The following is a 20,231-nucleotide window of genomic DNA, read 5'->3' as shown; positions in this document are numbered from 1 at the left end:
GACGCCGAGGCGCACCTCGGGTGGTCTGCGATGTGCCGAGGCAGGTCCCCGTGATGTGGGGGCGACCGGTGGAGTTCATGGTCGCCATGAGCTTGCCGAACGAGTTGTCTTCGAGCCTCGGCGGCGGCGTGTGCCAGCGGCCGTCCGTCGGCGTCGGCGTGCTACCCCAGAGAGCGGTGACCTCGTCGATCATTCGATGCCGATGACGCGCCGGGAGTTCTTCGCCCAGTCGAGCGCATACCTGATCTTCGCCTGGGACGTCGGCTGAGGACACACCGCGGGATCGGGGCTGTCGCAGACGCTGTCGAACAGCTCGTTCTTGGTCCGGGCGATGTCGTCGCCGGTCAGGTAGATACCGAGGTCGTTCTCCTGCGCGACTCGGCTTATCGCGCTGTGGAGCTGGTCCATACCGGCCTTCCAGGCGGCGAAGTCGCGCGGTGCCCGGTCGCCGGGGTTGAAGTAGAAGCCCGTCGTCATCGCATTGAGTCCGGCTTGCCGCATGAGCGATCCGAGGGTGGGGGTTACGAGGACCGGTTATTTCGCTGTGGGGCGTGTTGAACATCGTCCGCAGGAACATCGAGTCTGGCCCGTACGACCCGACGATCTCGCTCTGCTTGGTGAAATCCGGGGCGTCACGCTTGTCGCGAACCGTCACCCGCGTCACCGAGTCGAGACCCGCGTGGGACGCCGTGATATCGGCGAAGCCGGTAGCGCGCGCAGTCACCTCACCTGACGGGCCGACCGATGCGACGGCAGGGTTCGAGCTGGTGAACGCGGGAACCACCGGTTCTTCGACGCCGTCGGTGTAGACACGTCGTGACGTCAACACCACCTTCTCGGTCGGCAGCAGGAAAGCGTGCCTGAAATTCGATCGCAGCTCCTGCGACGAGGAGCGGGCGCCCGCAGCCCGACGAGAAGCGTTGCCCCTCCAACACGACGGGCAATTCGTGGTGCTGCGATGAGCCGTGTCGCACTCGGCAGGAGATCCCCCTCCCGCGACGTGATGAAGCGGGTACCGCACGGTCGGCGGTGCAGAGCAGAATGCCCTTGGCCGGAGCTGACGGAGAAGTGCGCGGTCCGCTGAGCGGACCGGGAGCGGCACGGGGGTGCCGGGGCCGCGTCGACTGCGGTCGTTCCGTTGCCGGTGCAAGGGGGCGGGAGTGGGGGAACGGTCGGAGCGGGAGAGGGCGGGCAGTACCTCCGGGGCAGGACGCGGGGTGCTGGAGGGTGCGTTCGCCCTGCTGGAAGAACTCGCGCGCGTCGAAGAAGCCGGGCTGACCCGGCTCGCCGCCGGTGCCGGGCTGCCCAAGGCCACCGCACACCGGCTGCTGGACCAGCTCGTCACGCTCGGTGCGGTGCAGCGCAGGGCCGGGCGGTATCGCATGGGGTCGCGCATGTTCCGCCTGGGACAGGCTTGGCAGCCCGACACGCTGCTGCGGGTGGCTGCGCGCCGCCCGCTCCGGGAACTCGCCACGGCGTTCGACAACGCGAGCGTGGGCGTGTCGATGTCGGAAGCAGGGCGTTCGCTGCTGGTCGCCGGGCTCCGCGGCGAAGTGGACCAGATCCGCCCGTGGCGCGCCGGGCTGCAACTCCCACCCGGCTGCGCGGCGGACATCCTGACCGCGGCCACCACCCTCGGGATGCCTCCGCCCGAGTGCTACTCGACGAAGGAGTGGAAGAAGCTGACCGCCGACGCCCGTGCGCGGGGCGTCGCGTTCGACTACGACTCCGTCCCCTGGGCGTCCTGCGTGGCGGCACCGGTCCATGCGCCTTCCGGCGAGCCCGTCGGCGCGGTGGGCGCGGCGGTGTTCGACGGCCGACGGCTGACCTCCATCGCGGCGGCCGTGCAACGCGCCGCGGACATGATCAGCGCCAACCTCGCCCCCGGACGATGGCACGATCAGGTAGGCGCGAACAGTCGGATCGTCTCGCCGCCCGACGGCGGCCTTGGCGCCGCTGCCGGCGGGACGGGCTCGGTGACAGAAGCCGCTGACCAGTCACCGGCAGTCACCGAAAGCCGTGCCGAGGGTGGGATACCTCGCACGGAGGAATCCTGATGATCACTCGAACGTGTGTTCGATCATGGGGTAAGGTCGACGACGTGCCCTTCCGGTGGCCCTCCCAGCGCCGGTCCGGGCACAGCGCACACGACGGGGGCGCGGTCGCCTGACGAGGCGAGCCGCGCCCCCGATGCGTGGACCTTCTCCTTTGCGTCCGGTTCGGGGCGTTGCAACCGTCACCGTCAGGACGAGATCGCGCCGGGCTTGGTCGGCAGCCCCACCGCTCGTGATCTTGCCGAGCTGCGTGTCGCTCCGGCAAGCCTTCCGCCCTCAGGCGGCGATGCTCCGGCGCAACGTCGCAAGCCGATCCGTCACCCTGGTGGACCGGACGTCACCAAGCGCCGTATCCGCTTGATCCACCAAGTCCCGCGCCTCGTTCAACCGACCGGTCTTCGAGTAGAGCCCCGCCAAGTCGGTCATCCGTCCCGCCTTCCCGCGCAGCCGTTCAGCACCCATGCGCGGGATCAGGTCCTCGAAGCGGCAGATCGCCTCGTCGTCCCCGCCCGCCGACGCCAGGGCAAGGGGAATGACCGGGGACGAGGCGGTTCGCATCGTGGATACGACCGTGGCCTTCCTGAAGGTGTGCGCCGAAAAGCCGGACGGTCACTTCCGCCCGAGCCTGCGAGTCGATCTCAGGTAGCACCAGTTCATCCTGAACACTGTCGACTACGCGAAGGTTTGCGAGCGGGTGGCGGGTCGGTCCCTGCACCACGTGCCCGAGGAGTTCACCCCCACCGCGTGCGCGGTTCGACACCGCGAAGGTGCTCGCCCTTACGGTGGAGAAGTTGGTCGACTGGGCTTGGTGGCGGACCGGGGCGGGGTGGATCGACCCCGCGCTGCTCGTGATCCGCCTGCCGTCGACCCCAACCGCCGCATTCACGCAAGGGTGGGCAGGTGCGAAGAGACCTCTCCTCCACCAGCAGCCGTTCGGCAGTTCGGTCATCTCCCAGTCGCGGATGACGGGATCGGTTTGCCGGGTGTCTCGGGCTGCGGCGTCCCCTCCATCGGCGAGCGGGTGATGACACCGTCACCGATCAGCCACGTGGAGAACGGCCGCATCGCCCGGTGGTTGGTGTTCGCGGTCGCGACCGATCGCGTCTCGATCATGTGCGCCAACCAGCCGCCAATCCGACTCCGGGTGACCTCGTCGGCAGTGCGGAGATCACTCCCGCGATGAGCCACGCGACCAGATGCGCTGTGAACCCGTCCCGGACACGGAGCCCGGACAACGAGAGCGGGGCCTGATCCACGTCTCCGCGGATCAGGCCCCGTCTTCAGCGGTGGCGGTGGGATTTGAACCCACGGAGGCTTTCACCTCACACGCTTTCGAGGCGTGCTCCTTCGGCCGCTCGGACACGCCACCGCCGAGAACAATACAAGACCCCCGACCCGGCCCGTAACGGGGGTCCGGCCAGGGGAGGGCACCGGCCGGTGTCCGCTGCGCGCGGTCGGCGTCGGTGGTTCGGCGGGCTCGATCGCCGGAGCCGGCACGGTTTCAGCGGGGCTCGTGGGAGCGGGTTCGACGGGTTCGGGGCGGCGGTTCGGGAGCGGGTTCAGGGGTGGCGTTCGAGGACGTCGTCACCGCCAGACCTTCATCACCTCGGCCAGCCGCACCCTGGCCCGCGCGAGCCTGCCCCGCACCGACTCCTCGCTGACGCCCACCGCCGCCGCGATCTGCGCGTACGACAACCCGTCCACCTCGGCCAGCAGCCACGCCACCCGCTGCGCCTCCGGCAGCACCCGCAACGCCTGCCGCAACGCCGCGACCGCCGCCACGGTCTCGGCCACCGCCGAGGGGTCCGCTGCCGGGGGGCCGACGCCGATCGGGGTGCCCCCCCAGTCCGGCAACTCCCCCACCGGATCGGGCCTCTGCCGCCGCAACACCCCCAGGCACTGCCGGTGGGCGACCCGGAACAGCCAGGTCCGCACCGCGGCGGGCTCGGTCAGCGAGTCCAGTCGCCGCCACGCGGTGGCGAACACCTCCTGGGTCACGTCCTCCGCCTCGGCCCGGTCGCCGAGCACCCGGAACGCCAGGCCGTAGACCCGACCCGAATAGCGGCGGACCAGCATCTCGAACGCGGCCAGGTCACCCCTGGCGACGCCGCCTGCCAGCGCGGCGTCCGCGATCTCGACGGACACCAGCCAATCGTCCCAGCGCGGAAGCCGCCGTGCAGATCAACGGGATCACCCGCGCGGGCTATTCCTGGAACGATCCCGACGCCGCATCCCGGCATGGTCCGCAGCCACCCCGCCGAAAGAAGGTGCGATGAAGGTCCCGCACTGCTCCGGTTGTGTCAGGACGGCCAGGTTGAAAGCGGCCCGCCAACTCCTTGGATGCCTCGTCCGACCGAAGTATCACGCCGATGTGAGTGGCATCACATATCGGCGAAGAACGACTCCAGCAGGGCCGCGCACTCCTCGGCCAGCACGCCGCCCACCACCTCGGGCCGGTGGTTGAGCCGGCGGTCCCGCACCACGTCCCACAGCGACCCCACGGCACCGGTCTTCGGTTCCCAGGCACCGAACACGACCCGCGAGACCCGTGCCAGCACCAGCGCTCCGGCGCACATGGTGCACGGCTCCACGGTCACCGCGAGCGTGCAGCCGCCCAAGCGCCACCCGTCGCCGAACACGGCCGCCGCCGCGCGCAGCGCCAGCACCTCCGCGTGGGCAGTGGGGTCGCCGAGGGCTTCGCGGGCGTTGCAGGCGCGGGCCAGTTCCGTCCCGTCCGGGGCGAACACCACCGCGCCGATCGGGACGTCACCGGTCCGGGGCGCCCGTCCGGCGACCTCCAGGGCCGACCGCACCAGGTCTTCGTCGGTCACGCCTGGATGGTGTCCAGCAGCTTGGTGAACTCGTCGCCGAAGCCGCACCGCTGGGCGATCATCTGGAGCTGCTCGTCCGGGTACAGGTCCACCTCGTCCACGATCACCTGCAACTCGTGCTGGGGGATGCCCAGGTCGGCGAGGACCGCGAGGTCCCCCTCGGGCCACAGCTCGTCGTCCTCCTCGTCGGGCGGGTCCACCCTGAGGAGGTCCAGCACGTCCGCGGCGATGTCGTAGTCCAACGCGGCGGCGGCGTCCGAGAGCAGCAGTGCGACTCCGCCGGGCACCGGGCGCAGCACTATGAAGAACTCGTCGTCCACCGCCAGCAGCCCGAAGACGGCACCTGTGGAGCGCAGTTGGCGCAGTTCCGTGATCGCCGCGTCGAGCTCGGACAGCGCCGAGCTGTCCATCCTGCTGCACCGCCAGCGGCCGTCCTCTCGGACCACCGCGACAGCGAAGCCGTTGACCGGCTCCTGGTGTGCCATGTGCACACCGTAGGGCCACCGGAGTGCACCCGGTAGCACGGGGGGCTCGGCTCCGGGCGTCGGGGGCTTTCCGATGCCACTATCGAGGGATGAGCACAACTCTGCCGAACGCACAGACGACCGCACCCGAGCCACGGTTCACCGGGCTCGTGGAGGCAGCTCGTGCCCTACAGCCCAGGACGGTGGCGCTACGCAGGCAGGTGCACAGGAACCCGGAACAGGGCCTCGACCTGCCCGCGACCCAGGCGGCGATCCAGCACACGCTGACCGGGCTGCCGCTGGAGATCACCACCGGGAAGTCGAGCACGTCGGTGGTCGCCGTGCTGCGCGGCGCGCGGCCGGGGCCGACGGTCCTGCTGCGCGGCGACATGGACGCGCTGCCGCTCCAGGAGGAGACCGGCCTGGCGTACGCGTCCGAGGTGGAGGGCTCGATGCACGCGTGCGGCCACGACACCCACGTGGCCATGCTCGCGTCCGCCGCCCGGCTGCTGTGCTCGCGGCGGGAGGCGCTGTCCGGCCAGGTGGTGTTCATGTTCCAGCCGGGCGAGGAAGGCATGCACGGCGCGAAGCACATGCTCGACGAAGGCGTGCTGGACGCGGCCGGCCCGCCGGTGGAGAAGGCCTTCGCGCTGCACATCACGTCCACGCTGCAGTCCGGCGTGGTGGTCTCCCGCCCCGGCCCGACCATGGCCTCGGCGGACATGTTCCACGTCGTCGTGAAGGGCAAGGGCGGCCACGGCGGCATGCCGCACGACGCGGTGGACCCGATCCCGTCCGCCGCCGCGATGGTGGGCGCGCTGCAGACGATGGTGGCGCGCCGGGTCAGCGTGCACCAGCCGGCGGTGGTCACCGTGGCCCAGATCAAGGCGGGCACCACGACGAACATCATCCCGGAGACCGCGGTGGTGGAAGGCACCATCCGGACCCTCTCCGAGGAGACCAGGACGTTCGTGCACCAGGAGCTGCGCCGGGTCTGCGAGCACGTGGCGGCGGCGCACGGCTGCACGGCCGAGGTCGCCATCATCCCCGGCTACCCGGTGACCGTGAACGACGCGGAGGTCGGCCCGCACGTCATCGACGTGACCACCGCCGCCCTCGGCTCCCGCTGGGCGGCACCCATGGAAGACCCGCTGATGGGTGCCGAGGACTTCTCCTACGTGCTGCAACGCGTGCCCGGCGCGATGGCCTTCCTCGGCGCGTGCCCGCGAGGGGTGGAACTGGCCAACGCCGAACCGAACCACTCCAGCCGGGTGCTGTTCGACGAGGCGGCGATGGAGCACGGCGTGATCGTCTACACGGCGTTCGCCCTGGACGCCCTGCGCTGACCGGCGGACCGGCGCGGGCGCGCCACCCCGCGCCCGCGCCACCGCTCCCCGACCGGTCGACCGGTCGGGGCACCGGGGCGTCGGCCCGCGGGCGGTTGATCGTCGGTTGCCGGGATTGCCGCCGGTCGCCGGCAGGATGAGCCCCGTGCGTGACGTGTGCGTGGTCGGACTGGGCTTGATCGGCGGATCGGTGCTGCGCGCCGCAGCCGCGGCCGGGCGGGTGGTGTGGGGTGTCACCGCGTCGGCGCAGGACGCGGACGCGGCCCGGGCGGACGGCTTCGACGTCCTGGACCTCGGCGGCGCACTGGCGCGGGCACAGGACCGGGACGCCCTGGTGGTGGTCGCGGTGCCGCTGCCCGCCGTGGAGGAGGTGCTGCGGCGGGTGCCGGCCGGGGTCCGGCTCACCGACGTGGTGAGTGTCAAAGGCCCGGTGGGCGAACTGGTCTCACGGGTCGCCCCGCGGGCCCGCTACGTCGGCGGCCACCCGATGGCCGGCACGTCGGCGTCCGGTTGGGCGGCGGGGAACGCCGACCTGTTCCGCGACGCCGCCTGGGTCGTCACCGCCGAGGACGGCACCGATCTCGACGTCCTGACCGACGTCGTCGAACTCGCCCTGGCCGCGAAGGCGCACGTCGTGCCGACCACCGCCGCGGAGCACGACTCGGCGGTGGCGCGCATCTCCCACCTGCCGCACATCCTGGCCGCCGTGCTCGCCAGCGTCGGCGCGGACGGCGGTCCGCTCGCCCTGGCCCTCGCGGCGGGCTCGTTCGGCGACGGCACCAGGGTGGCGGGCAGCCGCCCGGAACTCGTCCGCGCGATGTGCGAGGGCAACCGGTCCGCGCTGCTGGACGCCGTGGACGACGCGCTGGGCAGGCTGGGTGCGGCGCGCGGCTCGCTGGCGTCGACCGGCGGGCTGGCCAAGACGATCGACGCGGGTCACCAGGCGCGGCAGGCGTTGCACGACGTCCAGTCCGCCGACCTCGTCGACGTGACCATCGACCTGACCTCGCCCAAGGCGCTCGAAGCCCTGCGTGCCCTGGGGTCGCGCGGCGGACGGGTCGTTGCTCTGAACGGAAGCACCGCACTCGCGCGCACCTCATAGAGTCGACGGGTGGAGCGTCGCAGGCTTGTGGGGTGGCTCGGCGGTGCGGTGCTGGTGGCGGGCGCGGTCGTGGTGTTGCGCGACGGGTCGACGCAGCCCTTCCCGCGCGAGTTCGGCGAGTTCCTGGACGACCGGGTCCAGTACGTCGCGGACAGCCGACCGCTGACCGCACCCACGGACCTGAAGCTCACCGCCCCCGACCGGACGAGTCTGCGGGCCACCTGGACGGCCACCGGCGGGGTCGCGTACGGCGGGTTCGAGGTCCGGTGGGCCGGGCGGACCCGGCTGGTGCAGGCGACCGAGGCCGAGCTGACCGACCTGGACGCCGACGCCGAGATCACCGTGGAGGTCCGCGCGGTGGACGGGCTGGGTGTGCGGTCCGAGCCCGCCGTGGCGAAGGCGGTGCCCCGGCTCGCCCACGACGGGAAGTGGGTCGAGCAGCTGGTCCAGCCGATCGACGTGTTCGACGGCGCGGAGGCGCTGGGCCCGCACCGCTGGCGGGTGTTCGGCTCGGGTGACGATTGCCTGGGCCTGCGCCCCCTGAACGGCAAGCGGCTGGAGGTCACCTGCGACGTGCTGGACCTCCAGTCGAACGTCCCGCTGCGGCTGGGCGTGCCGGGCGAGGACGGCGCGGTGGGCCGGGTCGTGCTCACCACCGACGGGCCGAGCACGGTCCGGGGTGACGGCGAGCTGGTGGTGGCGCTGCTGCCGGAGCCGTTCCACGACATCGGGCACCTGTCCGAGCCGTACCCGCCGGGCTCGCTGGTCCTGCGCATCACCCCGCACGGCGCGAGCTTCGACACGGGTTCGGGCGTGCCGACCACGTCCCGGGTGGTCCCGGTGGGCGGCACGTCCCCGCCGCCCACGCCCGGCGTCCGGCACCGCTGGGAACTGCGCGTCCTGCCCGACGCCGTCGTGGCGCTGCGGGACGGTGAAGCGCTGGCCGCGGCGTCGGTCGCGGTGCCGTGGACGGTCGTCCGGCCCCGGTTGGCGTTCCGCAACATCCAGCAGACCCGGCTCGACGCGTTCGGGGTGGGCGGCGCGCCGGAGAGCCCCGTCCCGGCGTCGGTCGTGCCGCTGGGGGCCGGTGCCGGGGAGACCGACTCGGCCGAGCTGGGTGCCACGCCCGCCCGGCGGCTGGAGGGCGGCGACTCCGTGCGGGTCGTGGCGGCGGTGGTCTCGGTGAAGTCGGACGTCCGCGACGTCCCCATCACGGTGGAGTTCGGCGGGCGGTCCGCGCCGGCCGCGTTCATGCCGCCGTCCGACGACCCGGTGTCGATCAGGTCGGCCTGGGTGTACGCCGACTTCCCGCTGCCGGAGCCCACCGGGAACACCTCGGTCCGACTGCGGGCGACGCAGAAGGTCCTGGTGAACGGCTCGCACCTGGTGGTCGACGACGGCCGAGCCGCCGCCCGTCGGGTGCTGCCCAAGGTCACCGACCGGGAGCTGCCGGACCCGGAGGTGCCGCCGCCGGCCGTGGCCGTCCTGCACGACACCGGCGCCACCGACCGGTTCCCGCGCGGCGGACGGGCGCGGATCGTGGTCGAGCTGCTCACCACCACCGAGCGGGAGATCGCCGGGATCAAGGGCGTCGAGGTCGACCTGGACGGGCAGCGGCTCGCCGTGCTGCCCACCGGGCGGGCGGCGGGCGGGCGGCACGAGTTCCTGCTGGACCTGAACGGGGTGACCGTCGGCGGCCACAAGGTGGACGTGCGGGTGCTCCCGGTGGACGAGCGGCTGGAGACCCGGAGCGCGTCGCGGTCGTTCGAGATCGGCCCGCCGTAGGTATCGGGTGCGCAACGCCTAGTGACCGCGATCACCCCGACCGGGTGGCTTGACATAGCTTGACGCCATGCACCGTCGCCGGATCGCCGCCATCGCCGCTGGTGTGGTGCTGTTCGGCGGGGTGGTGGCGGTCCTGCGGAGCACCGGGACGGGTGATCCGAACCCCCGCGCCAGCACGTCCGCGCCACCTCCGACGTCCCTCGCGCCGTTCGCCGCCGAAGGCGTGCTGGTGTCGACGCCGGGCGCGCCGCCGGAGCAGCCCGCCGACCTGCGGGTGGTGCCCGGGCCGCGCCGGCTCCAGGTGCGGTGGTCCGGGAAGGAGGCGCCCGGCTACGAGGTGCGCTGGGGCCGGGACGGCAGGCTCGACCGCACGAAGCTCATCGCCCAGTCCGCCACCCAGCTCGACGGGCTGGACGACGGCGTCCGGTACCAGGTGGAGGTGCGGGCGGTGGACGCGTTCGGCCAGCGCTCGGAGCCCTCCCGCGCCGAGGGCACCTCGCGCACACCCGACCTCGGCGAGTACGCGCTGCTCGACAGGTTCGACCGGCCGGACGCGCCGGACCCGACCCGGTGGCGGCTCGCGACCAGGACGAACTGCGCCCGCGCCACCCCGGGCCAGGGCGACGACGGGGCGCGGCTGGTGATCAGCAGCAACTGCGCGGCGGCGGCCGCCTCGCTGCGGTCGCGGACGCCGTTCGTGCTGCGGGACGCCGACGACCTGGGGCGGTTCATCGTGGAGACGGACGCGCCGGGCGCGGACGGGGAGCTGGCCGTCGACCTGGTGCCCGGCCCGGTGAGCACGGTGAGCGGCCACGGCCTGCCGCCGGACGCCATCCGGCTGCGGGTGATGAGCGGCAACGGCAAGACGTCCGTCGACGTGCTGACCGCCGAGGGCACGCCGACCACGTCCACCCGCGCGGTGCCGACGTTGGAGCAGGGCCTGAGCCACCGCTGGGAGTTGGCGCTGCGCCGCGACGGCGCGCGGGTGCTGCTGGACGGCGAGGTGGTGGCGACCAGTCCGGCGGTGCCGCGCTGGCGGGAGGCGACCGCGCTGGTCTCGGTGTCCGGGCCGACCGGGCAGCGGGTGAACGTCAGCCTGGTCGCGTTCGACGCCGCCCCGGCCGCCGCGCCCCCGTTCGTGCCGTCGCCGGAGGTGCGGGTCGCGGTCGCGCCCGACGCCGCCCCGTCCACCGGGACGCCGCTGCGCGGGGTGACCGGCGGCCTGCTGCGGATGACCCTGCTGCACACCGACCCCTCGCCGACCGCGCCGGAGTTCGCCCTGGCCGTCGGCGACACGCGGGTGCCGCTGCGGCCGGCCGTGCCGGGAGCGCCGTGGCGGGAGACGGTGGGCTACCCGGTGGTGGCGGACCTGCCCGCGTCGGCGCTGGTCCTGGACGGCGACCGGTTACCGGTGACCGTGCTGACCGGCGTCCGGGTGCAGGCGACGCACGTCGACCTGGAACTCGCCCCCGCACCCGACGCGCCGCCCGCGCCGAAGCCGAGCGTGGACAAGGTGCCGTTGAGCGGCCTGGAGCAGGTCCTCGCGCGGGCGAACGGGACGGTGCTGGACGCCGGCGGTCGCCCGGTGCCGGAGGGTTCGCCGATCCGGCGCGGCCGGGTGGTGTTCGACCTGACCCTGGACGGCCGGTCCGGGCAGCGCGGGGCCGGGCTGGCGGGGCTGGCCGGCTTCACCGTGCGGCTGGACGGCGACCGGGTGGCGGCCGTGCCGACGGACCTGGGCGGGCCGGGCGTGGCCGGGGTGTACCGGCTGGCGCTGAACACCGGCGGGTTGTCCTTCGGCCCGCACATGATCGAGGTCAAGCTGTTCAGCACGTCCCCGGACGTGCGACCGACGTCGGCGTTCGTGCCGTTCTTCGTCGGTCAGTGACGAATCGTGACTTTCCGCCATCCGGTGACAAGATGAGTTCCATGCACCGCCCGCTGATCCTCGACGCCGCCCGCACCCCGTTCGGCCGCTACCGCGGCGGGTTGTCCGGGGTGCGCGTGGACGACCTGGCCGCGCTGCCGATCACCGAGCTGCTGCGCAGACACCAGGTGGACCCGGCGCGGGTGGAGGACGTGCTGCTGGGCAACACCAACGGTGCCGGCGAGGAGAACCGCGACGTCGGCCGGATGGCGGCGCTGCTGGCGGGCCTGCCCCCGACCGTGCCGGGCGTGGCCGTGAACCGGCTGTGCGCGTCCGGCGGCGAGGCCATCGTGCAGGCGGGTCGGACGCTGGCGATGGGCGACGCCGAGCTGCTGGTCGCCGGCGGCGTGGAGGGCATGAGCCGGGCCCCGTTCGTGGTGGCCCGCCCGGACAAGCCGTTCCCGGACCGGCTGGAACAGGCGTCGACCGCGCTCGGCTGGCGCCTGGTGAACCCCCGGATGCGCAGCGAGTGGACCGTGCCGCTGGGGCGGGCGGCGGAGGACGTGGCGGTGGCGCTGGGCATCACCCGGGAGCAGATGGACGTCTACGCCCTGCGCTCGCACCGCCGGGCGTCGGCGGCGTGGGACGCGGGGGTGCACGACGGCTTCGCGTTCCCCGTGCAACTGCGCGACGGGACGGCCGTGCGGCGTGACGAATCCGTGCGACCGGAGACGTCGCTGGAGCGACTGGCCAGGCTGGCGTCCGCGTTCTCCGAGTCGGGCCCGGTGACGGCAGGCAACTCGTCCTCGTTGAACGACGGCGCGGCAGCCGTCCTGATGGGCACCGAGTCGGTGGCGGACGACCTCGGCATCCCGCCGCTGGGCGAGATCCTCGGCAGCGCGGTCACCGCCGACGAACCGCACCGCTTCACCCTGACCCCGGTCACCGCCATCCGGAAGCTGCTGACCCGCCTCAAGATCTCCGGCGACGACGTGGACCTCTGGGAGATCAACGAGGCCTTCGCCGCCATGGCCCTGTCCGTCCTGCACCACCTGCCCGAAGTGGACCGCGAGAAGGTCAACGTCCACGGCGGTGCCATCGCCTACGGCCACCCCCTCGGCGCCTCCATGCCGCGGGTGATCATCGATCTGTGCCGCCACCTGCGAGCCCGTGGTGGGGGTCTGGGTATCGCGGCGGCGTGCGTCGGGGTGGGTCAGGGCATGGCCATCGCCGTCCGGGTCTGATCCCCCGATCCAGCGAGGTCCGAGCCGCGGTGGAGTTGGTAGGCTGAGGAGCAGCCGAGGCCGCTAGGCCGAGGAAGTGGACCCGGGCAGGATCCCGCCGGACGACGGGCGCCCGGGTTTCGCGCTGTTCGGAGACGCTCGCGCCCGGACTCGTCAGCGGCGCTATCGGCTACAGCCACCCCCTCGGCGCCTCCATGCCGCGCATGATCATCGACTTGTGCCGCCACCTGCGAGCCCGTGGTGGGGGTCTGGGTATCGCGGCGGCGTGCGTCGGGGTGGGCCAGGGCATGGCCATCGCCGTCCGGGTCTGATCCCCCGATCCAGCGACTCCGCGATCAAGCTGCGCCCGATAGCCTTACGTCAGCCGAGGTCGCTCGACCGAGGAAGTGAGCCCTGGTAGGCCCGCCGGACGACGGGAGCCAGGGCTTCGCGCTGTTCGGAGACGCTCGCGGTCGGGTTCCGCGTTCAAGGCGCGCGTCGGACACCGGCAAGCGCTTGCTCACCCGAAGCGGTGGTCTGAAGGCGGGTCAGATGCGGTGGGCGATGCCCGGGTAGTCGAGGACGAGGCCGGCCTTGTCGACGGTGATGTCCTGCTGGAAGTCGCCGCTCTCGAACGACACCACGGACCGCTCCTCGTCCACCGACACGGTCCGGTAGGTCTGGCGGACCAGTCGCACCGTCAGGTCGGGCAACGTCACGTAGACGACGGGCAGTTCGTGTTCGCCCGGCTCGTTCTGGAGGTTCAGGCGGCGGATCGGGATGGCGTTGAACAGGACGGCGAACTGCACGTCCACGTCCACCGCGCCGTCGAAGTCGGCACGTTCCGCGCCCGAGCCCGCGTCGACCAGCCACACGCCCTCGGACGAGCGGGACACCGAGATCTGGCGTTCCTCGGACACCGTGGCGGTGCGCAGCAGCAGTCGGGTGACCGCGCCGGTCTCGCCGACGGACACCTCGAACGAACCGCTGTACTGCTGGTCCGGCCCCGCCGTCACCAGCCGGCCGGAGGCCCGCAGCTTGCGTTCGGACAGCAGGAAGCGGACCTGTTCGAGGCGCGGCGCGTCGTAGCCCTGCCAGGTCACCATCTGCGCGGAAGGAGAGCGGGTCTCCCCGGCCGGGGCAACCCGCTCAGCCGTGTTGAACGAGTTCACTCTCCACCCGGAAGGATGTCCTTGGCCTTCTCGGCCACCGTCTTGACCTGCTCGTCGTGACCGAACTTGCCGGCGATGAAACCGGCCGCGGCGTCGATGCCCTGGTCCACCTTCTCGTGGTTCCCCTCCAGCAGCTCGGACGCCTTGTTCTTGATCTCGTCGAAGTTCATGGTGCTCCCTCGCACTCCTGACGCAGGCTACCCGAATCGGCCTCGCGTCCCCAGCGGCAAACGCTACCTCCGGCGGGCGACGACGCCCGACCACCGCCTCACCACCGCCCTGCCCCGCCTGGCCACCGCCCGACCGCCCGACCTCCGGACGCACCGACCACGGTCACCGACGTCCGAGGCCGGCAGACGGGAACGGCCCCCTCGGAGGATCCCGAGGGGGCCGTTCTCAGCTAGCGGTCCTACGCGGTCTTCTTGCGGCGCACGATGATCATGGCCGCGGCACCCGCACCGAGCAGGCCGAGGCCGACCAGCAGCGGCACGAAGATGGACGCACCGGTCGAGGCCAGGTCGTCGTCACCGCCGCCACCGGGGGCAGCCGCGACGGTCGTCGTCGTGGTGGGCGCCGTGGTGGTGGTCTCGGTGGTCGTCGTCGTGGTGGTGGTGGCCGACGACGACGAGGTCGGCGTGGTGTTCTCCACCCACTTGGCCTTCGCCTTCTCCTTCGCGTCCACCTGGACCGGCTTGGCGATCACCAGCGACTGGGTCTTGTGGTTGCGGTCGCTGGCCACGAACAACCGGCCGTGCTGCAGCTGGGCGGTGACGTGGACGGTGAACTCGATCGAGCCGGGCTCGACGTCCTCGGCGACCTTGACGAAGATCTGGCCGACCTTGGTCTCGGCGGTGGCCTTGAGGTCACCCTCCTTGACGACCTCCAGCTCCTTGCCGTCCTTGTCGGTGAACGTCACGCCGGCCGGGACCTTGGCCTCGATGATGACCTTGTCGGCCGTCGTGGCGACGGTGAACGGGCCGATCAGCTTGCCGGCCTCGCCCTCCAGCTCCTTCGGGTCGATCGTCAGCGTCGGGTTGGGCTCCTGGTCGATGCCCACGTTGATCGCCGGGTCGGTCAGCCGCTTGTAGACGGCGACGACGTCCTCGTCGATACCGGGGGGCTCGATGCTGGCGTCGCCCTCGTCGAGCCGCGCCTCGTCGGTGTAGTGCCAGATCGCGGCCTGCGTGCCGGCGATGAAGGCGCTCTTCTCGACCGTGGGCAGGTTGAACGCCTTACGCGCCTGCTCGACGTCCAGCACGGGGAAGCTGTTGTGCAGGATCCAGTTGACGTACTTCGCGTTTTCCTTGAACTTCGTGTTCTGGTTGGGGTGCTGGTCCCACGGCACCTCCTTGAGGGGGGTGTTGTCCATCAGGCGCGTCGGCAGCTCCACGCAGTACGCGGTGGCCGTCTGCTCCTTGCCGTTCTCGATGATCTTGAGACCGATCAGGCTGGTGTTGAACGCGTCGCCACCATCGAGGTTCTTGAGCGGCTTGCCGTCCTTGTCGGTCAGGTGCAGACCGATGCCCTGCGTCCCGGCGTCGGGGTACGGCGTCACCTGGACGGCGTCGGCGGCGGCGGGGAGCGCGGACAGCAGCACGAGGGAGGCGCCGAGGACCGCAGCCCCCATGCGCTTCAGGGTCAACCGGGGTGCCATGTGTCTCCTTGAGGCTCACGAGTAGCCCGATGGTGTGGTTCAAGGCGGCGGTCCGTGTCGGGTCCGGTGGGGCCGCAGGGACGGGGCCACCGACACCGAATCGACAGGAATCGGCGGAACACTATCCGATCGAGTGAAACTCGGACGGTGACGGGTGACACGCTGCGTAGCAGTGGCTTCGAGCAGCCAAAACGCGGCCCGACTGTCCCGAGTGGATGATCCAAACACGCGCAGATGACCTTGCCCGAACGGCCGAACGGCCGTTTCGACAGGTGGCGAACGGCCCCAACCGTCCGGCTGCGATAGACATCACCGCAGGTCAGAGCAGTTATGTCGCAGAAGACGTGGTAGCTGTCAACTCAAACCGACGCCACACCGTTGCGAAACGGTGATCTAGGCGACCAGCTCCGCCACCGCCACCGGCCGGATGTCGCCCACCCGCAGCGACGTCCCAGGGAGACAAAGATCCTTCGCCGTAGGCGGCTGACCAGCGAGGATCCACTTGCACAGCGCCGCGAGCTGGAATGACACCAACGGGGGAACGGCGTCACCCAGATGCCGGTACGCGTTGCCGATGATCGACACGTCGAACCGGAACTTGCGCGGGAACCCCTGGAGCAACGCCATCTCCCGCACCGTGCACAGCCGGTGCTGCTCCGGGTGCGCGTACCGGCCGTTGCCGACGTGCCCGCACTCGCGCTTGATGGTCCGCGCCGGCTCGTCCCACCACAGCCGCCCGTAGACGTCCGGGTGCGAACCCCAGTTGCCCTCGTCGATGATCTTGCGCTGCGCCGGGTTCAGCAGCTGCTCGGCCGGCGACCCGACCAGGTCGCCCCACGACCCGCCGTCCGCCGGGATGGCCCGCATCCGGTCCAGCGACCGGTCGTGCCGGAACGACGGCGACACGTGCATCGGGTCCTCGGCGTCGGCCTCGCCCGCCGCGACCGGCGGCAGCTTGCCGATGGCCCGCCGCACCGTCACGGCCCCCGGCCGCACCTCCCAGCCCGCCCACAGGTCGTCCATGGTGCGCAGCGGCACGCCGGCGTCCACCGCCACCACCACCGCGCGCTCGCGCAGCTGCGGCAGGCCGAACCGGGACAGCATGTGCGACGAGGCGGCCACCGCGTACCCCAGCTCCACCAGCTGGTCGACCAGCCCGTCCAGGTGGTGCCGCTGCTTGCCCTTCACCAGCTCGCGGGCGTTCTCCAGCAGCATGATCCGGGGCCGCAGCTCGGCCACGTACGCGGCGACCCGGCCGACCAGCGAGTTGCGCGGGTCGTCGCGCAGGTGGTTGGCGGCGGTGATCCGGGTGAAGCCGGAGCACGGCGGGCAGGCCACCAGCACGTCCAGCTCGCCCCGGCGCAGCCCCCACACCTCGCGCAGCACGGCCGGGTCGAGCCGGCCGAGGTCCACCTGGAGCGGGTCGACGCCGATGTTGTCCCGGTAGGTCCCGTTGCACCGCAACGAACCCAGCCGCGACGAGGGTTTGCCGATCTGGGCGTCCGCCGCGCCCACGACGGCGAAGTCCCGGTGCGCCTGGAACCCGAGGCTCATGCCGCCCGCGCCGGAGAACAGGTCGACGACCTTGTAGGAGGGTCCACGCACGCGGTGATCGTACGACTCCTCGGAAATACCCCTGGCGTGCCGTTGCCCGTTGCGTTATTCCAGACCGGTTGTCACGTAGCTTCCCCGGCATGCAGCTGCCACCCGCCTGGCAACGGCCGGACCCGTTGCGTGGACTGGAGCGAGTTTCGTGGACCCGGCTGTCCCGCGGTACCGGCGTGAACGGCCTTCTGCGCCGGACCGCCGAAGGCGACCTGGATGCGTGTGCCGCCCTGGAGAGACGTCTGCTGGACGACGACACGGTGTCCGAGGCGAGCGTGCGCGCCGTGCCGTTCCTGGTGGAGCTGGGCGCGAACTACAAGGTGCCCGGCGCGGTGCGCGACCGGGTGATCTTCCTGCTGGCCGGGCTCGCGTTGGCGAGCGCGGGTTTCACCTACGAGGGCAGGCGCACCCGGCGGCGCTGGAACCCGGTGGGCCGCGAACTGCCCCGCCTCCCACCGGACTGGATCACCCAGACGCGGTACGCGGTCGCCAAGGGTGCGCCGAGGGTGTTCGACGCGCTGGCGGGCGCGGAGGTCGCGTGCGCCGTGGCGCTGGCGATCGCGGTGCCCGAGGTGGCGCCCAAGCACGTCGTCGACGTGGTGGAGAACATCGCGTACGCGGGCACCCACCCACCGCTGCTGGTGGAGGCGGCATGCGTGGCCCTGCACCTGCTGCTGGGTGAGAGCACCGACGAGCGACGGGTGCGCGCTATCGCGCAGGGCGACCCGGACCTGTTGCACGCCTACGACACCGGCGGCTACCCGCCCCACCAGCCACCCGTGGTGACCGCACAGCTGATGGGGTACCGGTTCGCGGTCATGGCCGCCTACGGCTAGGGGGTACCTGCGTTCGGGGCGTGTTACGGCGTGACGACTACTGCGGCCGACCCGGTGACCGCGCCTAGACGGGTAATGCGTGCGTCCAGGCGGTAACCGAAGACGAACGAAAGATGTTCAGCCGGGGGTCGGCGCTGCGGTGAGGGATGTGTGGACCGCGAAAGGCCTTGCAGTCGGTGGTCGCCTGCCCGGCACGATCAGCGCGAGGCACTGGCGGGCCACAGGCGGACCAGCCACTGCTCCACGTCACGGTCGAACGTGGCCTCGGGCAGTCCGAGTGCCCGCTCCCGGCCCTTGGCATGCACGCACAGCTCGTACGGGCCGGGAGCTGGGCAGGTGACGGTGGCGAATTCGACAGAATACCCCAAGAGTTAGCCGCGACAATCTACCAGTAGTGCACGGCACTCGGCTGTGCCTGGAGACCACCAACGGCCCGGTGCGGCGCGACGCCGACCCGGACGAGGCGTTTCAGCACTTCCTCAGATGAGGGCGCAGTTCCGTTTTTTTAGGATTCGGCCGATGGTGGAGTGATCCAGGTTCGGGATGTCCTCGGTGAGTTCGACGTGTTTTTCCAATAGCCGCAACGACCACCGGGCGTGCCCCGCCGGGGGCTGCGAGCACGCCATGGCGATCAGCCGGGCCTCGACCTCACCGGTCACCGGGGACGGCACCGGCGGAAGATCGCGCTTCTTGCGCGAGATCGTGGCGTGAATGTCGCCACCGGTCTCGGCGAACCGCTTGGCGACCAGCCGCAGCATCTCACCCGAGACCCCGAGCCGGGCCGCGATCAGTTCCTTCGCGTCGACCTCGCCTGCCGAGGTGTCCAACGCGAGCAGCACCCGAGCCCGCCTGATCGCCGACGCGGGCCGCACACCCGTGACGGTCAACCGAAGCAACTCCTCCCGATCCCGCGCAGTCAACGTGACCGGCCGCTTCATCTCCGACACCACAACCATCCTCGTCTGACAGGACAAGGGCCTGCCGGACAACAGCCTCCCAGCCACACACCACAACTAAGCAGCGACACACTAGGAGTCAGCGGTGCGTTGGCGTGGGTCACGAGGGCCTCCGTCGGCTTGGTGTAGACGTCGCAATCCACACCGAACCCGGAGGCCCTCCCTCATTCCGACATCATCCGACTACGTGTCGAACCGCCCACAACCTCCCAGGGCAGTACAGCTAGCCCGCGACGCACTCGTACGGCGACCGGTCGTTGATCCTCCGCCCGTTGGCCTGGATGTCGGTGATGAAGGTCGTCAGGCTCCCGAACCACGGTCGGTGGACGACGTTGCGCGCGGTGCGGGCGTAGTGGTGATCAGGGGGCACGTCGGCACCCGACTCGAAGTTGACGTACAGCGAGCCGGCCGCGTTGACGATGCCCTCGGACATCGCCGGCGCGTAGATGAAGCGATCGCCGGCGAAGCCCTCGCCGCGCTCCCGGACGGTGATGCGGCTCCAGCAGTCGCGGTCCCAGCTCTGCGAGAAGACGAAGTGGTTGGCGGTGACGACCAGCCCCTGGACGTTGCCCGGGATCCCGATGCTGGCGCCCCACTGGGCGGGGCTCGGCGTGGGGTTGCCGGACGCCGTGTTCATCGGCCAGGTGTACAGCTTGCCGTGCTCGGTGTAGTGCCTGTCCTTGGTGTGGCTGCCGAAGTAGAGCTTGTCGTCGTGGATGGTGAGGAAGGCGCCTGCGCCGGTCGGCAACTGCTCCACGTCGCGCTGCGGAAGGGCCTCGCCGTGGCCGGTGGTGGCGATGTCGGAGAGCCGGTACCTGCGCAGCAGGGTGGTTCCCGAGCTGCTGACCGTGTCGATGGTGTAGAGCCACTCGCGCCAGGCCACGACGCCGCCGACGTGCTCGCCGTTGATCTTGACGGCCTTGAGGTACCTGCCTTCGGCGCCGTGCACCGCGAGGCGGGTGTTCGACCTGTCGGACGGGTCGTAGTAGGTGACGAAGAAGCGGGCTCCGTGCCCATCGCCGCGCCAGTACGCGATCCCCTGCGGCACGTGGGTGTCCCGCAGGGTCAGCAGGAAGTCGGGCTTCGGGTTGGCCAGGTGGTTGGTGAAGCGCCCGCTGAAGTCCTCCGCCGCCGCGGCCGGCCCGGTCACCGCCATGGCCATCGTCACGGCGACCGCGGACGCGATGACCGCCCTTGTCGTGCGCTTGAACCGCATTCCTCGCACCAGCTTCCCGGCCATGGCCATCATGGCCGGCCACGGCGGGATCATAAGCGCGATCCGCGAAGGGCAATACGCACGTTGCGTGGCTGTGTCGATCGGCGCCGCCTGATCCGG

General features: G+C 71.5%; 19 protein-coding genes and 1 tRNA gene. 8 read left to right on the top strand and 12 right to left on the bottom strand.

Annotated features, from left to right (window positions below):
* Positions 1 to 189 precede the first annotated feature (189 nt).
* On the bottom strand, positions 190 to 501 hold the full coding sequence (locus FHS29_RS27285; RefSeq protein ID WP_184695351.1) for a hypothetical protein: 312 nt from the start codon (positions 499 to 501) through the stop codon (positions 190 to 192).
* A 716-nt stretch (positions 502 to 1,217) separates the two neighbouring features.
* On the opposite strand from FHS29_RS27285, the gene FHS29_RS27275 reads away from it, so the two are divergent.
* Positions 1,218 to 2,057, top strand: coding sequence for an IclR family transcriptional regulator (locus FHS29_RS27275; protein WP_312865119.1), 840 nt, complete (start codon positions 1,218 to 1,220; stop codon positions 2,055 to 2,057).
* A 273-nt stretch (positions 2,058 to 2,330) separates the two neighbouring features.
* Here the strand turns inward: FHS29_RS27275 and FHS29_RS27270 are convergent, their stop codons facing one another.
* From FHS29_RS27270 to FHS29_RS27250, 5 genes are all read right to left on the bottom strand, one after another.
* Positions 2,331 to 2,612 (bottom strand): hypothetical protein, encoded by a 282-nt coding sequence (locus FHS29_RS27270; RefSeq protein ID WP_184695345.1) that lies wholly within the window; start codon positions 2,610 to 2,612, stop codon positions 2,331 to 2,333.
* A 726-nt stretch (positions 2,613 to 3,338) separates the two neighbouring features.
* A tRNA-Ser gene (locus FHS29_RS27265) sits at positions 3,339 to 3,423 on the bottom strand.
* A gap of 215 nt (positions 3,424 to 3,638) precedes the next feature.
* Positions 3,639 to 4,199, bottom strand: coding sequence for an RNA polymerase sigma factor (locus FHS29_RS27260; protein WP_184695343.1), 561 nt, complete (start codon positions 4,197 to 4,199; stop codon positions 3,639 to 3,641).
* A gap of 236 nt (positions 4,200 to 4,435) precedes the next feature.
* Entirely contained in the window at positions 4,436 to 4,885 is a 450-nt protein-coding gene (locus FHS29_RS27255; protein ID WP_184695342.1) for a nucleoside deaminase, read from the bottom strand.
* Positions 4,882 to 5,370 carry a tRNA adenosine deaminase-associated protein gene (locus tag FHS29_RS27250; RefSeq protein ID WP_184695340.1) on the bottom strand — a complete coding sequence of 163 codons (489 nt, stop codon included), beginning with the start codon at positions 5,368 to 5,370 and terminating at the stop codon, positions 4,882 to 4,884. The genes FHS29_RS27255 and FHS29_RS27250 overlap by 4 nt, the downstream gene beginning before the upstream one ends.
* An 89-nt stretch (positions 5,371 to 5,459) precedes the next feature.
* On the opposite strand from FHS29_RS27250, the gene FHS29_RS27245 reads away from it, so the two are divergent.
* The 6 genes from FHS29_RS27245 to FHS29_RS27220 all read left to right on the top strand — a co-directional run bounded on the left by FHS29_RS27245 (position 5,460) and on the right by FHS29_RS27220 (position 13,004).
* Entirely contained in the window at positions 5,460 to 6,695 is a 1,236-nt protein-coding gene (locus tag FHS29_RS27245; protein WP_184695338.1) for a M20 metallopeptidase family protein, read from the top strand.
* 145 nt (positions 6,696 to 6,840) lie between these two features.
* Positions 6,841 to 7,797 carry a prephenate dehydrogenase gene (locus tag FHS29_RS27240; RefSeq protein ID WP_184695336.1) on the top strand — a complete coding sequence of 319 codons (957 nt, stop codon included), beginning with the start codon at positions 6,841 to 6,843 and terminating at the stop codon, positions 7,795 to 7,797.
* A gap of 9 nt (positions 7,798 to 7,806) precedes the next feature.
* On the top strand, positions 7,807 to 9,582 hold the full coding sequence (locus tag FHS29_RS27235) for a fibronectin type III domain-containing protein (protein ID WP_184695334.1): 1,776 nt from the start codon (positions 7,807 to 7,809) through the stop codon (positions 9,580 to 9,582).
* Positions 9,583 to 9,649: 67 nt separating this feature from the next.
* Complete coding sequence (locus FHS29_RS27230) at positions 9,650 to 11,470, top strand: fibronectin type III domain-containing protein (protein WP_184695333.1); 1,821 nt, start codon at positions 9,650 to 9,652, stop codon at positions 11,468 to 11,470.
* A gap of 41 nt (positions 11,471 to 11,511) precedes the next feature.
* Entirely contained in the window at positions 11,512 to 12,693 is a 1,182-nt protein-coding gene (locus FHS29_RS27225; protein ID WP_184695530.1) for a thiolase family protein, read from the top strand.
* A 164-nt stretch (positions 12,694 to 12,857) separates the two neighbouring features.
* Positions 12,858 to 13,004 carry a hypothetical protein gene (locus tag FHS29_RS27220; RefSeq protein ID WP_312865127.1) on the top strand — a complete coding sequence of 49 codons (147 nt, stop codon included), beginning with the start codon at positions 12,858 to 12,860 and terminating at the stop codon, positions 13,002 to 13,004.
* Between the two features lie 216 nt (positions 13,005 to 13,220).
* Here the strand turns inward: FHS29_RS27220 and FHS29_RS27215 are convergent, their stop codons facing one another.
* The 4 genes from FHS29_RS27215 to FHS29_RS27200 all read right to left on the bottom strand — a co-directional run bounded on the left by FHS29_RS27215 (position 13,221) and on the right by FHS29_RS27200 (position 17,103).
* A complete protein-coding gene (locus tag FHS29_RS27215) occupies positions 13,221 to 13,844 on the bottom strand; it encodes a putative glycolipid-binding domain-containing protein (RefSeq protein ID WP_184695332.1) in 624 nt (207 codons plus the stop codon).
* The gene (locus tag FHS29_RS27210) at positions 13,841 to 14,014 is read right to left on the bottom strand and encodes an antitoxin (protein WP_184695331.1); all 174 of its coding nucleotides are present in this window, start codon (positions 14,012 to 14,014) and stop codon (positions 13,841 to 13,843) included. Before FHS29_RS27210 ends, FHS29_RS27215 begins: the two co-directional genes overlap by 4 nt.
* Positions 14,015 to 14,253: 239 nt before the next feature.
* On the bottom strand, positions 14,254 to 15,471 hold the full coding sequence (locus FHS29_RS27205) for a thioester domain-containing protein (protein WP_184695330.1): 1,218 nt from the start codon (positions 15,469 to 15,471) through the stop codon (positions 14,254 to 14,256).
* A 420-nt stretch (positions 15,472 to 15,891) separates the two neighbouring features.
* Positions 15,892 to 17,103, bottom strand: coding sequence for a DNA cytosine methyltransferase (locus FHS29_RS27200; protein ID WP_184695329.1), 1,212 nt, complete (start codon positions 17,101 to 17,103; stop codon positions 15,892 to 15,894).
* Positions 17,104 to 17,192: 89 nt separating this feature from the next.
* Here FHS29_RS27200 and FHS29_RS27195 point away from each other — a divergent pair, with 89 nt between their 5' ends.
* On the top strand, positions 17,193 to 17,939 hold the full coding sequence (locus FHS29_RS27195) for a hypothetical protein (RefSeq protein ID WP_184695328.1): 747 nt from the start codon (positions 17,193 to 17,195) through the stop codon (positions 17,937 to 17,939).
* 479 nt (positions 17,940 to 18,418) lie between these two features.
* Here the strand turns inward: FHS29_RS27195 and FHS29_RS27190 are convergent, their stop codons facing one another.
* Positions 18,419 to 18,877 carry a helix-turn-helix domain-containing protein gene (locus tag FHS29_RS27190; protein WP_184695528.1) on the bottom strand — a complete coding sequence of 153 codons (459 nt, stop codon included), beginning with the start codon at positions 18,875 to 18,877 and terminating at the stop codon, positions 18,419 to 18,421.
* A gap of 241 nt (positions 18,878 to 19,118) precedes the next feature.
* Positions 19,119 to 20,165, bottom strand: coding sequence for a hypothetical protein (locus FHS29_RS27185; protein WP_184695327.1), 1,047 nt, complete (start codon positions 20,163 to 20,165; stop codon positions 19,119 to 19,121).
* Positions 20,166 to 20,231: the final 66 nt, after the last annotated feature.

Origin of the sequence: Saccharothrix tamanrassetensis, from assembly GCF_014203665.1 — a bacterium.
Taxonomy (GTDB): Bacteria; Actinomycetota; Actinomycetes; order Mycobacteriales; family Pseudonocardiaceae; genus Actinosynnema; species Actinosynnema tamanrassetense.
This window is presented reverse-complemented; position numbering and strand designations above follow the sequence as displayed.